Annotated in this window: 16 protein-coding genes; 10 read left to right on the top strand and 6 right to left on the bottom strand. The window is 63.2% G+C overall.

What is annotated here, in order from left to right; translation table 11 throughout:
• The first annotated feature begins 18 nt into the window (after nt 1-18).
• Nucleotides 19-651, top strand: coding sequence for a response regulator transcription factor (locus tag ACKAMS_RS13995; RefSeq protein ID WP_047269712.1), 633 nt, complete (start codon nt 19-21; stop codon nt 649-651).
• A gap of 17 nt (nt 652-668) precedes the next feature.
• The gene (locus tag ACKAMS_RS13990; protein ID WP_019747103.1) at nt 669-1,388 is read left to right on the top strand and encodes a DUF1707 domain-containing protein; all 720 of its coding nucleotides are present in this window, start codon (nt 669-671) and stop codon (nt 1,386-1,388) included.
• Between the two features lie 4 nt (nt 1,389-1,392).
• Here the strand turns inward: ACKAMS_RS13990 and ACKAMS_RS13985 are convergent, their stop codons facing one another.
• Nucleotides 1,393-1,845, bottom strand: a complete 453-nt coding sequence (locus ACKAMS_RS13985; protein ID WP_021333131.1) for a MaoC family dehydratase — start codon at nt 1,843-1,845, stop codon at nt 1,393-1,395.
• A gap of 35 nt (nt 1,846-1,880) precedes the next feature.
• Complete coding sequence (locus ACKAMS_RS13980) at nt 1,881-2,408, bottom strand: cupin domain-containing protein (RefSeq protein ID WP_283567140.1); 528 nt, start codon at nt 2,406-2,408, stop codon at nt 1,881-1,883.
• A gap of 150 nt (nt 2,409-2,558) precedes the next feature.
• Here ACKAMS_RS13980 and ACKAMS_RS13975 point away from each other — a divergent pair, with 150 nt between their 5' ends.
• Both ACKAMS_RS13975 and ACKAMS_RS13970 read left to right on the top strand, forming a co-directional pair.
• Complete coding sequence (locus ACKAMS_RS13975; RefSeq protein ID WP_019747106.1) at nt 2,559-3,131, top strand: TetR/AcrR family transcriptional regulator; 573 nt, start codon at nt 2,559-2,561, stop codon at nt 3,129-3,131.
• Nucleotides 3,132-3,252: 121 nt separating this feature from the next.
• Nucleotides 3,253-5,097: a DUF2339 domain-containing protein gene (locus ACKAMS_RS13970; protein WP_408989151.1), complete on the top strand. Its 1,845-nt coding sequence runs from the start codon at nt 3,253-3,255 to the stop codon at nt 5,095-5,097.
• Between the two features lies 1 nt (nt 5,098).
• Here the strand turns inward: ACKAMS_RS13970 and ACKAMS_RS13965 are convergent, their stop codons facing one another.
• The 3 genes from ACKAMS_RS13965 to trmB are packed head-to-tail and all read right to left on the bottom strand — an operon-like array spanning nt 5,099 to nt 9,478.
• The gene (locus ACKAMS_RS13965) at nt 5,099-8,005 is read right to left on the bottom strand and encodes an MMPL family transporter (RefSeq protein ID WP_141487721.1); all 2,907 of its coding nucleotides are present in this window, start codon (nt 8,003-8,005) and stop codon (nt 5,099-5,101) included.
• Nucleotides 8,006-8,015: 10 nt separating this feature from the next.
• Nucleotides 8,016-8,723 carry an NYN domain-containing protein gene (locus ACKAMS_RS13960; protein WP_003945733.1) on the bottom strand — a complete coding sequence of 236 codons (708 nt, stop codon included), beginning with the start codon at nt 8,721-8,723 and terminating at the stop codon, nt 8,016-8,018.
• Nucleotides 8,720-9,478 carry a tRNA (guanosine(46)-N7)-methyltransferase TrmB gene (gene trmB / locus ACKAMS_RS13955; protein WP_019747110.1) on the bottom strand — a complete coding sequence of 253 codons (759 nt, stop codon included), beginning with the start codon at nt 9,476-9,478 and terminating at the stop codon, nt 8,720-8,722. Before trmB ends, ACKAMS_RS13960 begins: the two co-directional genes overlap by 4 nt.
• Nucleotides 9,479-9,641: 163 nt before the next feature.
• Between trmB and ACKAMS_RS13950 the strand changes: the two genes are divergently transcribed.
• From ACKAMS_RS13950 to epsC, 6 genes are all read left to right on the top strand, one after another.
• A complete protein-coding gene (locus ACKAMS_RS13950) occupies nt 9,642-10,574 on the top strand; it encodes a hypothetical protein (protein WP_397510420.1) in 933 nt (310 codons plus the stop codon).
• A gap of 181 nt (nt 10,575-10,755) precedes the next feature.
• Nucleotides 10,756-11,907 carry a hypothetical protein gene (locus tag ACKAMS_RS13945; protein WP_408989150.1) on the top strand — a complete coding sequence of 384 codons (1,152 nt, stop codon included), beginning with the start codon at nt 10,756-10,758 and terminating at the stop codon, nt 11,905-11,907.
• Nucleotides 11,908-12,040: 133 nt separating this feature from the next.
• Entirely contained in the window at nt 12,041-12,379 is a 339-nt protein-coding gene (locus ACKAMS_RS13940) for a DUF6802 family protein (RefSeq protein ID WP_408989149.1), read from the top strand.
• 277 nt (nt 12,380-12,656) lie between these two features.
• A complete protein-coding gene (locus tag ACKAMS_RS13935; RefSeq protein WP_020906412.1) occupies nt 12,657-14,486 on the top strand; it encodes a phosphoenolpyruvate carboxykinase (GTP) in 1,830 nt (609 codons plus the stop codon).
• Nucleotides 14,487-14,667: 181 nt separating this feature from the next.
• Complete coding sequence (gene cysK, locus ACKAMS_RS13930; protein ID WP_019747115.1) at nt 14,668-15,603, top strand: cysteine synthase A; 936 nt, start codon at nt 14,668-14,670, stop codon at nt 15,601-15,603.
• Between the two features lie 5 nt (nt 15,604-15,608).
• The gene (gene epsC, locus ACKAMS_RS13925; RefSeq protein WP_019747116.1) at nt 15,609-16,187 is read left to right on the top strand and encodes a serine O-acetyltransferase EpsC; all 579 of its coding nucleotides are present in this window, start codon (nt 15,609-15,611) and stop codon (nt 16,185-16,187) included.
• Between the two features lie 58 nt (nt 16,188-16,245).
• On the opposite strand, the gene ACKAMS_RS13920 is transcribed toward epsC, so the two are convergent.
• On the bottom strand, nt 16,246-16,548 hold the full coding sequence (locus ACKAMS_RS13920; protein WP_020906413.1) for a hypothetical protein: 303 nt from the start codon (nt 16,546-16,548) through the stop codon (nt 16,246-16,248).
• Nucleotides 16,549-16,555: the final 7 nt, after the last annotated feature.

Genomic DNA, 16,555 nt, shown 5'->3' with positions numbered 1-16,555 from the left:
GAGAATCCGGTGACGGTGATGGTCGTCGACGATCACCCGATGTGGCGCGACGGTGTCTCCCGGGACCTCGAAGCCGCGGGCTTCACCGTGAGCGCCACGGCGGAGGGTGTCGAGAGTGCGCGCCGCCGAGCCGCCGCCGTGCAACCGGCCGTGGTTCTGATGGACATGAACCTGCCGGACGGAAACGGTGCCGACGCCACCACCGCGGTGCTCGAGGTTTCGCCGAAGAGCAAGGTACTGGTGCTTTCGGCCTCCGCCGAGCGTGACGACGTCCTCGACGCGGTCAAAGCCGGAGCGTCGGGTTATCTGGTCAAGAGTGCTTCGGTGGCGGAACTACTCGAGGCCGTGCGAGCGACTTTCGACGGACAAGCCGTCTTCACACCCGGCCTCGCCGGATTGGTGCTCGGCGAGTACCGCCGGATGTCGACGGCACCGGCCGACGATCGCGCACCCGAGCTGCCTCGGCTCACCGACCGTGAGACCGAAGTGCTCCGTCTTGTCGCCAAGGGGCTGAGCGCAAAACAGATCGCCACGAGGCTCTCGCTCAGCCACCGGACCGTCGAAAACCATGTGCAGGCAACGCTTCGGAAGCTTCAGTTGGCCAATCGCGTCGAGCTCACGCGATACGCAATAGAACAAGGTCTCGAATAACGTTTATCCTGGAAATCATGGAGGCCAGGAATCTACGCGTATCCGATGCCGAACGAGAGCACGTCGGCGAGCTGCTGCAGAAAGCTGTCGGTCAAGGGATGCTCTCGCTCGGTGAGTTCACCGAGCGCATGGACACTGCCTTGGCTGCAAAGACGCGAGGTGAGCTCAACTCGGTTCTCGCCGATCTTCCGGGCATCACGCTGATCTCCGACTACGACCCACCCGCGTATCCCAATGCAGGTCAGCCGATGTACCAAGGCCAGCCGTATCCTGCGCCGACATACCAACCCCAGCCGCCGCCGGTTCACCCGAGCCCGCCTTACCGCGCTCCCGTCGGGGCTCCGGTAGTCGGTAACTACGGAGCGGCAAATGCTGCCGTGATTCGTGGACGAATGGCGACGGTGACGCGAAACGGCGCATGGATCGTTCCTCCCGCTGTCGTGGTCGATACCAGAATGTCCAGTGTGACTATCGATTTCACGCGCGCTGTGATGCAGACGCAGGTCGTGAACATCTCGATCGACGACTACGCCAGTTCGATTTCACTGATCGTTCCCGAAGAGGCGACGGTGGACATGAACGGTGTCGAGGCAGTCGGGGGAAGCGCGTCGAACAAGGTTCGTTCCGGCCCGCAGATGGGCCCGCTGCATCTGGTGGTGCACGGCAAGGTGCGATTCGGCAGCGTCACCGCGAAGCATCCCTTCGGTACCACGATCCGAAAGATGTTCGGCTCCTGACCTTTCAGTGATACGCGCGGGTCAACATCTCGGCGACGCACACGGGTTTGTCACCGTGTTCTCGTTCGAATGTCTGCGTCACCGTGATCTGGACGCCGCCATTGATCGGTTCGACTTTGCTTAACGTCGCACGCATGCGGACGCGAGAGCCAACCGGAAGCGGAGCAGGCAACCTGACCTTGTCGAATCCGCAGTTGAGAGCAAACGCAAAACCCTCGAGCGAGAACATCGCATACGAGAACATGGGTCCGAGTGAGAGCGTGTAGTTGCCGTGTGCGATCGTTCCACCGAACGGTGACTCCTTCGCGCGATCCTCATCGACGTGGATCCACTGATCGTCGCCGGTGACCCGGGCGAACTCGTCGATGGACTCCTGCGTGACATCGTGCCAGTCGCTGACGCCCAACTCTTGGTTCAGGTTGGCGCTGAGGTCTTCTGCTCCGGTGAGTACAAGCATGAATCTTCCTTTGATCGGTAGGTGCTGGCAGTCGGTCAGTGACTTTCGATGCCGAATCCCACACCGTGCGTCTGTGCGATCTCGGCGGTGGCAACGAGATCGAATTCGATCCCGAAATCTGCTTCTACCCGCGCTGCAACCGATTCCGCGGCGGAACCTGCTTCGGTCAGTAGTTTCGGCATCAGTTCGAACAGGTCTTCCATCCCTCCGGGCGTGATGATTTCGAGAATCCGTGCTGGAGCGTCGTCGGGATTCCACACGGCGTGCCACTGGCCACGCGGTTTGAAGATCATGGCGCCAGTCTCCGCGTAGACGACCTCGTCTCCGACCATCGCTGCGACGCGGCCACTTTGAACCACCGTGTACTCGTCTTCGCGGCTGTGGCGATGGACCGGTGAGGTCATCGAATGCGGAGCGATGCGGTGTTGTACAAGAGAGAATCCTCCCTCGGTTTGTTTGCTTCGAACCATCATCCGGACGCCGGTGGCCGCGAGAGTCCCGGCGAGATCTACGTCCGGTCCGAGGACGGTCGTCGTGGTGTGGTTTGCGGAATTCGGTGACATCGATTTGGTCCTTTGCCGTCGTGAGCGTCGTTGGCTGCGCTCCGGTTTCGATTCTCGAATCATGTACCAATCGGTCTAGTGATGCAAGGCTTTGGCTATTTATGCACTTCAAGTGTTGTCGATATGTGTACTGATCGGTATGTTGAACTTATGTCTACAAGGGATTTGTTGGTCGATGCCGCTGCCGACTTGTTGCAGCGGAAGGGGTACGCGGGAACGGGTGTGTCGGAAGTGCTCTCGGCGAGCGCGACCACCAAGGGGTCCTTGTACTTTCACTTTCCCGGCGGCAAGGAAGAACTCGCAGGCGAGGCTCTGAGGCGACGCGGTGAGGCAATGGCCGATTTCATCCGGCATCTCCTGGAGAGCTCACCCGATGCCGCCACCGCGATCTCGGCATTTGCTGCCGCACTGGCTGCGCGTTTGTCGGATTCGGACTACGAACGTGGATGCGCCCTGGCTACGGCAACACTGGATGCCGCAACCGAATCAGAGGTCATCCGTGGTGCTTGTGCGGACGGGTACAACTCGTGGCTGGGGCTGCTGGCTCAGCGCCTCGAAGCCGACGGTTGGTCCCGCGAAGACGCAGAGTCCGAGGCAATTCTCGCTCTGTCCGCACTCGAGGGCGCGCTTGTCCTCGCTCGGGCGCGTCAGGATCCCGCTCCGCTTCACACTTCGGGTCGGTTGCTCTCCGAACGATTGCGGAATGCAGCGCCTCGGCGATAGTTCCCTGTCGGTCGATGGTGCCGTCAGTCGAAGGTGTCCTCAGTTGAATACGAGAAGTCCCCAGGCTGATCGAGTAGTACTACTCATCTGATCGGTTCGGCCACGCAGCAAGCTCGTAGCCATGACCACACCGAGTTCTTCCGCCGTCGATCCGCGACTGGTGACCGCCCTCTCGGCCGAGTGCGACAGCATCGGCCGGCAGTTGCGTCACATGGGCCAGAACCTGTCGATCCTGCAGACTCAGCTGGCCTCGGCTACTGTTCCCCCGCCCATGCCGGTAGTTCCGGCACCCGCAGCTCCGGCGCCACAGATGCCGCCAATGCGTCCTCAGCAGAACGTGCCCACCTGGCAGCCGCCGACGTATCCGGTTGCCGCACCTCGCCAGCCCTGGTGGCAACGCGACGGTGTCATCAGTCGACTCCTGGCCGCGGCCGGTGTTGCCGTCACACTGATCGGTGTCGTGATGCTGCTGGTACTTGCAGCGCAGGCCGGATTCTTCGGACCGCCGCTGCGGGTGCTCGGTGGCGCACTCCTTTCCGGCGCCTTGGTGTTTGCCGGAGTGCGGGTCCACGGACGACCAGGTGGCAAAGTGGGAGCGATTGCTCTGGCTGCCACCGGTTTTGCGGGAATGTACCTCGACGTCGTCGCTGCCTCTGTTCTCTACGGTTGGGTGACGACGCCGCTCGCGGTGGTGATTGCCTTCGGGATTGCCGCGGCCGGGGTTGCTTTGGCGGTGAAATGGGATTCCGAATCACTGGCACTCATGATCGTTCTGGGCGCAGCGGTGCTGGCTCCCGTGTTGACGTCGGGAATATCGTTGACCCTCATCGGTTTCCTCTTCGCGATCCAGTCGGCGACATTCTCCGCCCAGCTCGGTCGTGACTGGAAGTACCTGGGTATGGCGCGCACCGTACCCGTGGTTCTCGCGCTGCTCGTAGCGGTAGCGTCGAATGCAATCTTCAGCGAATCCGGTAACAGTGCAGTGCAATTGGTGATCAGTGCCGGCGTGGTTGCAATCGTGGGGGCCGGCTGCGCGATGGCCGTGCAGTGGAGGGGTTCGCCCTCGCGTGACGGCATTGCAGGGGCGTGGTCCACCGCTACCTTTGTTGTCTCGTCTCTTCCGCTGATGAGCGTCGGAGCCGTGCTCGGGCGCACCGAATCCGCAGTGCTGTACGGAATTGCAGCGCTACTACTACTTTCCGCTGCAGCGGCGGCCAAGCCTTTGCCGACGCAACTACGATTCGGACTGGGCGCAACCGGCGCTCTCGCATTGTTGCTGTGCTGCTTGTCCGGGGCGACGGAATCTCTGGCCGTACCTCTGGTCCTCACCGTCGGCATGATCTTCCTCGGAGTCTCGCTGTATGCGGGTTCGCGCTTCGTCTTCGCCCTCGGAACCGCCTTTGCGGCAATCGGATCGATCGGATACCTCACGACGGTTCCGCCGGAAGCGTTGACGACTGCCCGTGCCGCATCCATGCAACTCGGTGCGATCACGGCACTCTCGAGCCTGACGGCGATAGGTGCACTGGTGACGCTGGTGTGGGCGATTCACCGACTGAAGTTGATCGCCGATTCGAATGCGGCGGTTCTATGGGCGGCCGCAGGGTTTGGTGTCCTCTACGCGGTGACGTGTGCGCTCGTCTCGTCCGGCGTCGAAATCTTCGACAGTGCAACCGGATTTGTTGCCGGGCACAGCGTTGCAACCATCGTCTGGATGCTTGCCGCCACGTCAGCGCTGGTGCTCGGCCTGAACAACCGTCAGCACGCTCGCGTTTTGCTCGGAGCTGGTCTTGCTCTCACCAGCGCGGCAGTGGCCAAGCTGTTCCTCTTCGACCTGGCCACGCTCAGTGGGCTGGTGCGCAGCGTTGCCTTCCTGGTGGTCGGCTTGCTGCTCCTGCTGGTCGGGACTCGTTATGCACGAGCCTTCGCCAAGCAGGAGCAGGTCAGCTCCGCTTCTGGATCATGAGTCAGCTTCGCTTCTGGCGAGCGATGAGCTCGCTGACACTGATGGCGCCTGCGTCGTCAGGTCGGTGCCTGCCGGTGGCGTTGTCGTCGCCGTCAGAGGCATCCGAGACTCGGGGCTCGGTGGGACGACGCTCCGGAGCGATCGGTGGAGGCGGCGACTGGGGGGTCGCCTCCACCGAGGTCGGGGCCGAGCCGTTTGTTGCAGCGCCATTTGTTGCAGAACCGTTGGTAGCACCGTTTGCAGAGCCATTCCGGCTCGAGCCGTTGGTACCTGAACCGCTGCTTGCCGAACCGTTAGTACGCGAAGGCGTCCGGACCACCGGCAGCGGCCGTGAGGCCGGGGGAGTCTGTTCCCGAGCCCGCAGGTCCGACAACCAACTCTCGATGGGACGCTCGGCCGGCGCAGCGGGCGTCGGGTTTCTCCGCTTGTCGGTGGTGTTCGGTTGCGGTCGGTACGAAGGATTGGGGACCGGTGCCTCGATCAAGTTCTGGGGCGCGCTGGCTGCACTCCCGATATCGAGACGACGTCGCGGTGCCGGCTTCTCCGCGGCAGGTGTATCCGTGTTCGGTGCCTTGATCGTCATTTCGCTGAGCGGAATGGGCTCGGTGAGAGGATCGGGAACACGAGGTCCGCTTTCCGGCTGTGCAGCCGGGGCAGGCGGCGGCATGACCCGCGAGGCCGCTTCGATCTTGCGCGGCTGACCCGGTCCGGCGATCGCACCGACGGGCGCGATCTGCGGGACGTTTGCGAGCACAAGTTCGTTGTCGAGGATCGGCTCACCCAGCCCGATCTTCTGCTGGATCCGCTTCATCCAGGCCGGGGCCCACCAGCAGTCGTCGCCGAGCAGTTTCATGGTCGCGGGGACCAGGAACATTCGGATCAGTGTGGCGTCGATGATCAGCGCGGAGATCATGCCGTACGAGATGTACTTCATCATCACCAGATCGGACAGGCCGAATGCACCGGTGACCACGATCAGAATCAGTGCGGCAGCGGTGATGATCCGGCCGGTATGTGCCGTGCCGATTCGGATGGATTCGGTAGTACTCGCGCCCTGCGCTCGCGCTTCGACCATGCGGGAGAGCAGGAACACTTCGTAGTCGGTCGACAGGCCGTAGACGATCGCGATGATCAACACCAGGACGGGAGACATGATCGGTCCCGGCGTGAAGTTCAAGAGACCGGAACCGTGCCCGTCGATGAAGATCCAGGTCAAGATTCCGAGCGTCGAACCCAGGCCGAGCGCGCTCATCAACGCAGCCTTGATGGGCAGGACGAGCGAACCGAACGTCAAGAACATCAGCAGCGTCGTCAGCAGGATGACCGATACGACCATCAGCGGCAGACGGTCGAGCAACGCGTCGACGCTGTCCTGCTCGATGGCCGGAGTACCGCCGACGAGCACAGTTGTGCCCTCGGGCCAATCCGCGGATCGCAGATAGTCGATGGTGGGACGTGCCTCGTTGCGCTCGGTCAGACCGGCTTTGAGGACGTTGACACCGTCCTTGGTCGCAACCTCCGGGGTGAACTTCTCGACCAGACCCGGCGCAGCGTTTGCGGTCTTGGAAATCTGACCGAGAGTGGTGTTGTCCGCTCCCTCGATGACGAGTCGAACGGGCTCGGTGCGATTGCCGGGGAAGAGTTCGTCGAACTGCGCCTGCGCGACACGCGTGGGGCTGTCCGGGGGCAGGTACGTCTCGTTGATACCGCCGAACTTGATGCCCGTCAGCGGAATGATCATCAGCAGTAGAGCCGCGACGATCGGGACCGCGACCTTGAGCGGATGCTGCATGACCCAGCGGGTGAGCTTGCCCCAGAAACCGTTCTCGATTTCCTCGTTGGTCTTGGTCTGGCGCAGTTTCTTGAAGGTCAGCGCGTCGATCCGCTTGCCGAGAATGCCGAGAATCGCGGGAAGAATCGTGATGGACGAGATCGCGGCAAGCATGACGGCGGCAATGGCGCCGTAGGCCACCGATTTGAGGAAGCCCTGCGGGAACAACAGCAGACCGCCGAGGCTGACGGCAACCATGGTCGCCGAGAACATGACCGTTCTACCCGCCGTCATGACCGTTCGGCGTACTGCGGTCGGGGTGTCGTACCCCTCGGCTATCTCTTCTCGGAAACGGCTGACGATGAACAGTCCGTAGTCGATCGCGAGACCCAGGCCGACCAGAGAGACCACGGGCGCAACAAACGCGTTGACCTCGGTGAAGTTGGTGATCAGTCGAATGATGCCGTTGGCGCCGATGACGGTCAGACCGCCGACGATCAACGGGAGGGCCGCAGCGACGACGCCACCGAAGACGAAGAACAGCAGGACACCGACGGCGGGAATCGCGAGCATTTCCATGCGCTTGATGTCGTTGGCCATCGTGTCGTTGAGCGAATTCGCGACAGGTTGCAGGCCGGCGAGTTGCACGTCGACGCCGTCGATGTAGAACTGCGACTCGACGTCGCGGAAGTTGTTGGACACCGCGGTGTCGTTGTCGCCGGCGATCGCGATGCTGGTGACCGCGTGTTGCTTGGTCTTGTCCGCCAGGGCCGCCACCGAGAGACCGTTGTCGACCTTGAAGTACGAGCCGTTGATCTTCATGATCTGGTCGGGGTTGTCGGCGACGAGCCGCTGCAGATTGTCGATGACCTTCGCTTGGAACTCGGGGTCGTCGACGGTCTTGCCCTCCGGCGCCGTGTACAGCGCCAGAACGTCACCCGTCGTGCTGCGTCCGAACGTGCCGTCAGCGAGTTTTGCAGCCTCTACCGATTCCGACCCCGGATCGTCCCAGCCGCTCTGGCTGAGATGATCCTGCAGGCTCAGGCCGTACGCAGCGAGCCCGAGGAGCCCCGCCACCATGACAGCGATGACGGTGAAGCGGGCTCGATAGACGATGCTTCCCCAGCTGGCGAACACTGATCAACTCCTACTCGGCAACACTTTTTCGCCCGATGAGCAGGGCAGAAAGCGGTCGGAACGGCTGCAACCAGGCGCCCTCGTCGGGCAGGGTGTCCAGGCTTACCCGTGGCAGAGGCTCACGGAAGACACCTGGGATGTCCTCGAGATCGACGAAGTCCAAGATATCGGACGACACAGCCCAGCTGGCGTGTTCACGGAACCCGAGAACCTGGACCGGGATACCGGTTGCTGCGATGTCCTCGAGAGGTTCGCGGAACGCTTGGCCGTCGGCGGACGCGACCATGATTCCGGCGAGGCCCTCGCCGTACCGGAGCGCGATGTGCTCGAGCATGTCCGAATCGACATCGCTGTCTTCATCGACCTTCGGCTTGGCGAACACCGCGAAACCCACGTTACGCAAGGCTTCGACCCAAGGACGAACGACGTCGGCGCTGCCGGACGCGATGTTGGTGAAGACGGTCGCTTCAGGCTCGAGCGTGCCGCTGTTCTGTGCGGACAGTTCGGCGGTGCGAGAGAGCAGCCAACGACCCAAAGCGTCGAATCGTGGCCGGTAGGCGGCGGTAGGCCGGCCACCGAGGATGGCGCCGAGGCCCATGTCGAGGTTGGGGGCGTCCCAGACCAGAAGCACCCGCTTGGGGTGGCGGGAGTCACGACCGAAGTCGAGAGGAGATTCCGACGACGTCACGTCGTCGGATAGCTGTTCGCTGACGCTCATGCTCTGATCTTCCCCCATATAAGCTCGGTGATTGCACTACCGACCTTATGGGCTTTGTCCTCGAACTTGGTGACCGGACGCTCGTGGGTCATCGGAGACTCCCAGTCGAGTGCGGTCAGCAGTGGCTCGGCATTGCCGGCTTCTTCGATCCATTCGGCGTACTCGGCGTGATCGGTTGCCACGTGCAGGACTCCGCCGGGCTTGAGGCGGTTGGCGATCAGCGCGAACGTCGGCCCCTGCAGGAGGCGACGCTTGTGATGGCGGGCCTTGGGCCACGGGTCCGGGAAGAACACCCGGACGCCCGTCAGGGACTCGGGGGCGACCATGTTCTCGAGTACGTCCATCGCGTCACCGCGTAGTACGCGGACGTTGGGAATCTCTTCACGCTCGACCTGCTGGAGAAGCTGCGCGAGCCCCGGGCGGTACACCTCGATCGCGATCAGGTTCACGTGCGGTTCCGCCTTGGCCATAGCGGCCGTCGCGGTGCCGGTACCCGAACCGATCTCGATGATCAGGGGTGCCTCGCGTCCGAACCAGGCGTTCGCGTCGAGCGGTGTGTCCGAGACGTCGGCGCCGATGAGCGGCCACTGACGGTCCCAAGCCTGCTGCTGCGCGTCGGTCAGCGCACCCCGGCGAGAGCGAAAGCTGGTCACTCTCGGATGGAGACGGGACCCCTTGGCGTGGTCCGTCTGCCCCGTGTCAGGGGTCTGCGGTGCATGCTGATCGGCTTCGTTCACGAACCCATTGTCACGCATGACCCCCGTTTAGCGCAGACGGGTCTGAAGTTTGAGTTGAGACTTTCTGCGGAAAGTCCTGAAACAGCCGACTTCGGACAGCCAGCGAAAGAGTGGTGTCACCTGCCGTCCTTGCCGAGAACCTGACAGAATCTCACCGACACGATGGGGACGTGGGGTGGGGATGAACACAGGATTTGCATGCAGTAATTGGTCACGAATGTTGCCCGCAGAATCGATCGACGACGCCTGCGCGGAGCCGATCGACCACTTGCGCGCTCTGGCATATCGGCTGACGTCGATCGATTCGGGAGCCGCAGAGGCGGTTCACTCGGTGCTCGGATCGCTGAGCGCGCCGCTCGAATTGGTGGTCGCCGGGCGAGCCGGGGTGGGGCGGTCGTCGTTGGCGCGGATCCTGGGGCGCGACGACCGGTTCTCGCGCAGAGTCGTCGGCGCACCGGTTGTGGTGACCGAGTCGCGCGCGTTCGACGTCCCGGGAACGTCGAACCCCGATCTGGGTCGTCGTTGCGTTGTCTACGTGGTGGTCGACGCGGTCCGCGACGTCGACGGCCGAGCCATTGCCCGAGTTTCCGATCGTGTGGTCGTCGCTGCGAACAAGGCTGACTTGTTCGGGCCGCGCTGGGACGAGGCGCTGGGACGGGCCGCGGAGATCTCGGAGACCGTCGGCGTGCCCACGGTTCCGGTGGAGACACTGACCGGGCGCGGCGTCGAAGAATTGTTCGAGGCTCTCGGACCTGTTCTGGAGGCGCAGTGGTGGGGCCGGGTCGAGCAGATCGGCCCGGCGCTGAGGCGGTCTGCCTCGCGCAGCGCTGCGGGCAGGGACGAGATCGAGTTGTATCTGAGTTCGGACTCCGCGGTGCTGTTCTGCGCCGCGGCGGCGATGATGAGCCCCGAAATTCGAGCCCTGCGTCAAGGCGAGCCTCCCGATCCTCGTACCGCCGACGACGCGGGCACATGCAGCCGGTGGTGGGGCGAGCTCGTGGACGAGTCGGAACAGGCTCCGCAACAAAGGGTCTCACTGATTCGCCGCGGGTATGTGCGTCGGTGGGCGCAGCTCGGGGGCGATCGCTCCGCTCCGGCGGTGACCGATGGATAGCGTTTCGGTACTTCCGGATTCGGTGCTGCGCGTGGTGCAGCGATGGAATCCGGCATCCGATCCGGGTCGCCAGGTCGCCGCCGAAACATCCAGTGGCACTGGAATTTACGTTGTCGGCCCACCGAGGTGTGGACGGGAAGACGTCGCCCGGATGTTCAATGCTTCTGATGACTGTTCGACAGTGACACGCGAGGTGGACGCCGACGTCGTACTTCTGGTCGTCGACGCCGCCAGTGTGATCGGACGCGAGGATCTTCTACTTCTCGACGACGCTGCAGAGAGCGGGATTCCGGTGGTGGTCGCGCTGACCCGCATCGACGTCTACCGAGACTGGCAGGCTGTGCGCCGGCGTGATGCCGAGATTCTTGCTTCGCACTGCACCGCTTTTGCTCAGGTCCCGGTGGTTCCGATTGCGCCTGGTCAAGAGCAGTCGCTCGTTGCCGTCGTGAGCCGGGCGGCACGGGAGAGGGAAGCAGGCGGTTCGGATTCCGGTGTCATCGCGCAGACGCGCCGGATGATCGAGATAGAGATCCGGAATCTGCGTGACAGCGTTTCTGGTGCCGAACTGCGGGCCGAGCGATCACAGTTGCTCGCAGACCGTGACGGCCGGCGAGGCGAACGCCTGGTGCAGGTGCGAAGCCGACTGCAACGAGCGCGCGGGGATCTGTCACAACAAATCGCCGAGGCAACCCGGGCGACGGTCGCCGGGGCACGTGCCTGGGTCGATGCGGCCTCGCGAGCCGAATTGGGCAGCGTGCCGACGCGACTGCAGCACGAGGTCGACCATCACACCCGGGTGTTCGATGCCGCGATGGCGGCAGCGGTGGAAGTGGCGGGCACGACCGGATACATGCCTTCCCCACGGATTCCGGAGGGCCCGCCGCGCCGTCAGCGCGGAAACGAGGACCGGGTGACAATTCTTGTCGGCGCGTCCGCGGGTCTCGGCCTCGGCCGTATCGCGGTGACTCCGCTGGAGATGATTCCGGCCCTGGAGTTCGCGAGTATCCCCGTGACGTTGGTTCTGGGTGGCGTCGCGGCGTGGTGGTTGGCGCGAACTCGCGGGCTGACGGCGGATCGTGCCTACTCGAGGTCGTGGATCGTCGAATCGATGTCGACGGTTCGCGCACAGTGGGAGCAGCGAGTCCAGAGCGTTCTGCTCGAGGCCGAGGCGGATCTGGGAGCGGCGATCATGGCGGAGAGCCGCGAGCAGGTGGCGTCGGCGCAGGCCCGAATCGTGGAGATCGACGGTGAACTTCGTGAGCTTGCCGCGGCCAGATCAGGGCAACTGGCGTCGTGCGAGCGCGACCTCGCCGTTTTGAACGCCGCCTACTGACATTCCGCGAGTGCAGAGTTCTCCACAGCGCCGCAATTTCGGCCTCGACTGATCGTCGGGGTCTGGTAATACTGAGCGGACGGTTTCGGTAGGGGTTGCCGAAGCGGTAGGTCACCATCCAGTAGGGGGAGTAATGGACGCATTTCTGATCACGGCCGGACACATCGACGGGCACGAAGCCGAAGCGCTCGATCCTGGGCGTATCGAGCCCGAGACCTTCGGGCCCTCGTCGGGACCGGTCGATGCCGGCGACCTGAACTTCGACGCCTTCGACTTGGACGGTGACGGAACGGTCGACAGCCGTGTCGTCCACTCCGACGACGACGTCGTGATCGTGTCCGATTTCGATCGCGACGGTAGCGCCGATCGCCTCACGATGATCGAGTCGGACGGCGAGTACTCGGCCTGGGAATGCAGTCGAGACGACGAAGGCGCCCTTGTGTGGCAGAAAATCGATGCCGGAGCGCTCTGAAAAGGTTCCGTTTATGTGCTCTGAGCGCCGGGTAGGCACCTGAACACACCAACTGAATCGTTTCTGTGACATTTCTGACCGCACCCGATTACCTGCAGGTGAACAGCCAGCGTTAACCTCAATACATAGGACACCCGGCGTCCGTGAAATCCACGTGAGTGGATGACGCGGCTGGACCCCGTCGAGAGGGGGACACCGGGATCGACTGGTATCGGGGCGCTGCAGTTTGCATCCGGTGTCACGAGAACCCGGTTCCGGCTCACCCCAGGAGAGTTTGATGACCTCAGCGACCATTCCCGGTCTCAATGGAACTGACGGCACGCCCCCCACGCAGCACAAGGAACTGCTTGCATGGGTGCAAGAGGTTGCCGAACTCACCCAGCCTGATCGCGTCGTCTTCGCAGACGGCTCGGACGAAGAATGGGACCGACTGACAACGAAGTTGGTCGAGGCAGGAACCTTCACCCGCCTCAACGACGAGAAGAAGCCGAACTCTTTCCTCGGCAACTCCGATCCGTCCGATGTCGCGCGAGTCGAATCGCGTACGTACATCTGCTCGAAGGAAGAAATCGACGCAGGTCCCACCAACAACTGGATGGATCCGGCGGAGATGCGCACCCTCATGGGTGACCTGTACCGCGGTTGCATGCGTGGACGCACCATGTACGTCGTGCCGTTCTGCATGGGCCCCCTCGACGCCGAGGATCCGAAGCTGGGCGTCGAGCTCACCGATTCCGAGTACGTCGTCGTCTCCATGCGCGTCATGACCCGCATGGGCAGCAAGGTTCTCGACAAGCTCGGCACCGACGGATTCTTCGTCAAGGCGCTGCACTCGCTGGGCGCTCCGCTGGCCGATGGCCAGGAAGATGTCGCGTGGCCGTGCAACGACACCAAGTACATCACTCACTTCCCCGAGGATCGTGAGATCTGGAGCTTCGGTTCCGGCTACGGCGGAAACGCTCTCCTGGGCAAGAAGTGCTACTCGCTGCGTATCGCTTCGGCAATGGCGCACGACGAGGGTTGGCTGGCCGAGCACATGCTCATCCTCAAGCTCATCTCGCCCGAGGACAAGGCCTACTACATCGCGGCGGCATTCCCCTCCGCTTGTGGCAAGACCAACCTCGCGATGATCCAGCCGACCATCCCCGGATGGCGCGCCGAGACCCTCGGTGACGACATCGCCTGGATGCGTTTCGGTGAGGACGGACAGCTCTACGCCGTCAACCCGGAATTCGGTTTCTTCGGCGTGGCTCCCGGCACCAACTGGTCGTCGAACCCCAACGCCATGCGCACCATCGACCAGGGCAACACGGTCTTCACCAACGTCGCTCTGACCGACGACGGTGACGTCTGGTGGGAAGGCCTCGAAGGCGACCCGCAGCACCTGATCGACTGGAAGGGCAACGAGTGGACGCCCGAGTCGGGCACCCATGCGGCTCATCCCAACTCGCGTTACTGCACCCCGATGTCGCAGTGCCCGATCATGGCTCCCGAGTGGGACGACCCGAAGGGCGTGCCGATCTCGGCAATCCTGTTCGGTGGACGCCGCAAGACGACGGTTCCGCTGGTCACCGAGGCTCGCGACTGGCAGCACGGCGTCTTCATGGGTGCAACGGTCGGCTCCGAGCAGACCGCAGCAGCCGAAGGCCAGGTCGGTACGGTTCGCCGCGATCCGATGGCAATGCTGCCGTTCCTCGGCTACAACGTCGGTGACTACTTCCAGCACTGGATCGACCTCGGCAAGTCCGCGGACGCGTCCAAGCTCCCCAAGGTCTTCTACGTCAACTGGTTCCGCCGTGGCGACGACGGACGCTTCCTGTGGCCAGGCTTCGGCGAGAACTCTCGCGTCCTGAAGTGGATCGTCGAGCGCATCGAGCACAAGGCTGCCGGCATCGACACCCCGATCGGCGTCGTTCCCACCGGATCGGCACTCGACATCGACGGCCTGGACGTGTCGGACGCCGACATCACCGAGGCCCTCGCGGTCAACATCGACGAGTGGAAGGCCGAGATCCCGCTCATCGAAGAGTGGTTCGACTTCGTCGGCGAGAAGCTGCCGACCGGCATTCGTGACGAGTTCGAAGCCCTGAAGCAGCGGTTGGCCTGATAAACCGCCCCCGTATGTAGTGGCCTGATGCCGCATTGGTTCAATTTGATGAACCGATGCGGCATCGGTCGTCTGTATGCCCTTGCCTGTAGCCGTTAAGCAGTTCAGCCGTTATGCAGTTCAGCCGTAAAGCAGTGATCAGCGAGCGGGTCGACACACTCGATCCTCAGGAGGACCAGATATGAGCGGGATCTACAACAACGTGACCGAATTGGTCGGGCGCACCCCGATCGTGCGGCTCAACCGTCTGACCGAGGGCCTGGACGCACAGGTCGCCGTCAAGCTCGAGTTCTACAACCCGGCCAACAGCGTCAAGGACCGGATCGGCGTGGCAATCATCGACGCCGCCGAGAAGTCCGGTGCACTCAAGCCCGGTGGCACCATCGTCGAGGGCACCAGTGGTAACACCGGTATCGCACTCGCCATGGTCGGTGCTGCTCGCGGCTACAAGGTCATCCTGACCATGCCGGAGACCATGTCCACCGAGCGTCGCGTGATGCTGCGTGCTTACGGCGCCGAGATCGTCCTTACCCCGGGCTCCGAGGGCATGGCCGGTGCAGTCGCCAAGGCCAAGGAAATCGTCGAGCAGACCGAGAATGCTGTCTCGGCCAGCCAGTTCGCCAACCCGGCCAACCCGGCCATCCACGAGGCAACGACGGGCGAAGAGGTCTGGGCCGACACCGACGGCGCCGTCGACATCTTCGTGTCCGGCATCGGCACCGGCGGCACCATCACCGGCGTCGGACGCACCCTTCGCAAGTACAAGCCCGAGGTCAAGATCGTGGGCGTCGAGCCCATCGACTCGCCGATCCTCAACGGTGGCCAGCCCGGTCCCCACAAGATCCAGGGAATCGGCGCGAACTTCGTGCCCGACGTCCTCGATCGCGAGATCTACGACGAGATCATCGACGTCTCGTTCCCCGATTCCATCGAGGTCGCTCGCGCACTCGGAACCCAGGAAGGCATCCTGGGCGGCATCTCGTCCGGTGCCATCGTCTGGGCCGCACTCGAGTTGGCGAAGCGTCCGGAAAACGCCGGCAAGCTGATCGTGGCTGTCGTGTGTGACTTCGGCGAGCGTTACATCTCCACCCCGCTGTTCGAACACATCCGGGACTGAGACTTGTGAGTATCCTCGGGACAATTCGCGAGGACCTGCAGGCTGCGCGCGGTCAGGATCCTGCCGCGCGCAGCAATGTGGAGAACGCGCTCGTTTATTCAGGGCTGCATGCCATTTGGGCGCATCGGGTTGCGCATCGCATGTGGGTCGTCCCTGCGCTACGCGGCCCGGCGCGAGTGCTCTCGCAGCTGACACGCTTCGTTACCGGCATCGAGATTCACCCCGGTGCCACCATCGGTCGACGGTTCTTCATCGACCACGGCATGGGCGTCGTGATCGGGGAGACGGCCGAGGTCGGTAACGACGTGATGCTCTATCACGGCGTCACCCTGGGTGGTCGCTCGCTCGAGCAGGTCAAGCGTCACCCGACGCTGGGAGACCGGGTCACCGTCGGCGCTGGTGCCAAGATCCTCGGACCTGTCGTCATCGGTGAAGGTAGCGCTATCGGCGCCAATGCCGTTGTCACCAGAGATGTTCCGGCCGAATCCATCGCGACGGGTATCCCGGCGGTGGCGCGGCCACGGACCACCAAGGAAAAGCTGGTGGACCCGAACAGTTACATCGATCCTGCGATGTACATCTGAAGCATTCCTTCTTCGATGGCCACCCTCGTGTAGACGGCGGGTGGCCATCGGCGTCTGTTCAGGCTCGCGTCAGGTGCCACCCGCGACGTCCCAGTACGACGGCCGTCGCTGCGCCCAGTGCCGCCCCGATCAGGGGATAGCAGGCCAGGACGAGCCAGCGCGGTCCGTCTAAGGGTTCGTAGGCGGTGGCTATCGTCGATTCGGTGTCCCGAGCCATCTGCATGTCCCGAAATGGTACGTAGGAACCCTGATAGACGATGGTCTTGTCTTGACTGGTCATCACGTCGATCAGACTGCCCACCAGGGGAATCCCCCCGACGACAAATCCCAGAACCGCCAGAATCACGATCAGTGCGCGCATCGAACGA

The sequence above is a fragment of the Rhodococcus sp. 5A-K4 genome (assembly GCF_046097995.1).
GTDB lineage: Bacteria > Actinomycetota > Actinomycetes > Mycobacteriales > Mycobacteriaceae > Rhodococcus_F > Rhodococcus_F erythropolis.
Note: the sequence above shows the minus strand (reverse complement) of the source record. Positions and strands in the feature narration are given on the sequence as shown.

What these genes read in the sequence shown, in the direction of transcription:
- ACKAMS_RS13990 (WP_019747103.1), top strand. Translation starts at nt 669, where the DNA reads ATGGAGGCCAGGAATCTACGCGTATCCGATGCCGAACGAGAGCACGTC.
- ACKAMS_RS13950 (WP_397510420.1), top strand. Translation starts at nt 9,642, where the DNA reads ATGAACACAGGATTTGCATGCAGTAATTGGTCACGAATGTTGCCCGCA.
- ACKAMS_RS13995 (WP_047269712.1), top strand. Translation starts at nt 19, where the DNA reads ATGGTCGTCGACGATCACCCGATGTGGCGCGACGGTGTCTCCCGGGAC.
- ACKAMS_RS13975 (WP_019747106.1), top strand. Translation starts at nt 2,559, where the DNA reads ATGTCTACAAGGGATTTGTTGGTCGATGCCGCTGCCGACTTGTTGCAG.
- cysK (WP_019747115.1), top strand. Translation starts at nt 14,668, where the DNA reads ATGAGCGGGATCTACAACAACGTGACCGAATTGGTCGGGCGCACCCCG.
- ACKAMS_RS13935 (WP_020906412.1), top strand. Translation starts at nt 12,657, where the DNA reads ATGACCTCAGCGACCATTCCCGGTCTCAATGGAACTGACGGCACGCCC.
- ACKAMS_RS13920 (WP_020906413.1), bottom strand. Translation starts at nt 16,548, where the DNA reads ATGCGCGCACTGATCGTGATTCTGGCGGTTCTGGGATTTGTCGTCGGG.
- ACKAMS_RS13980 (WP_283567140.1), bottom strand. Translation starts at nt 2,408, where the DNA reads ATGTCACCGAATTCCGCAAACCACACCACGACGACCGTCCTCGGACCG.
- ACKAMS_RS13960 (WP_003945733.1), bottom strand. Translation starts at nt 8,723, where the DNA reads ATGAGCGTCAGCGAACAGCTATCCGACGACGTGACGTCGTCGGAATCT.
- trmB (WP_019747110.1), bottom strand. Translation starts at nt 9,478, where the DNA reads ATGCGTGACAATGGGTTCGTGAACGAAGCCGATCAGCATGCACCGCAG.
- ACKAMS_RS13940 (WP_408989149.1), top strand. Translation starts at nt 12,041, where the DNA reads ATGGACGCATTTCTGATCACGGCCGGACACATCGACGGGCACGAAGCC.
- ACKAMS_RS13970 (WP_408989151.1), top strand. Translation starts at nt 3,253, where the DNA reads ATGACCACACCGAGTTCTTCCGCCGTCGATCCGCGACTGGTGACCGCC.
- ACKAMS_RS13985 (WP_021333131.1), bottom strand. Translation starts at nt 1,845, where the DNA reads ATGCTTGTACTCACCGGAGCAGAAGACCTCAGCGCCAACCTGAACCAA.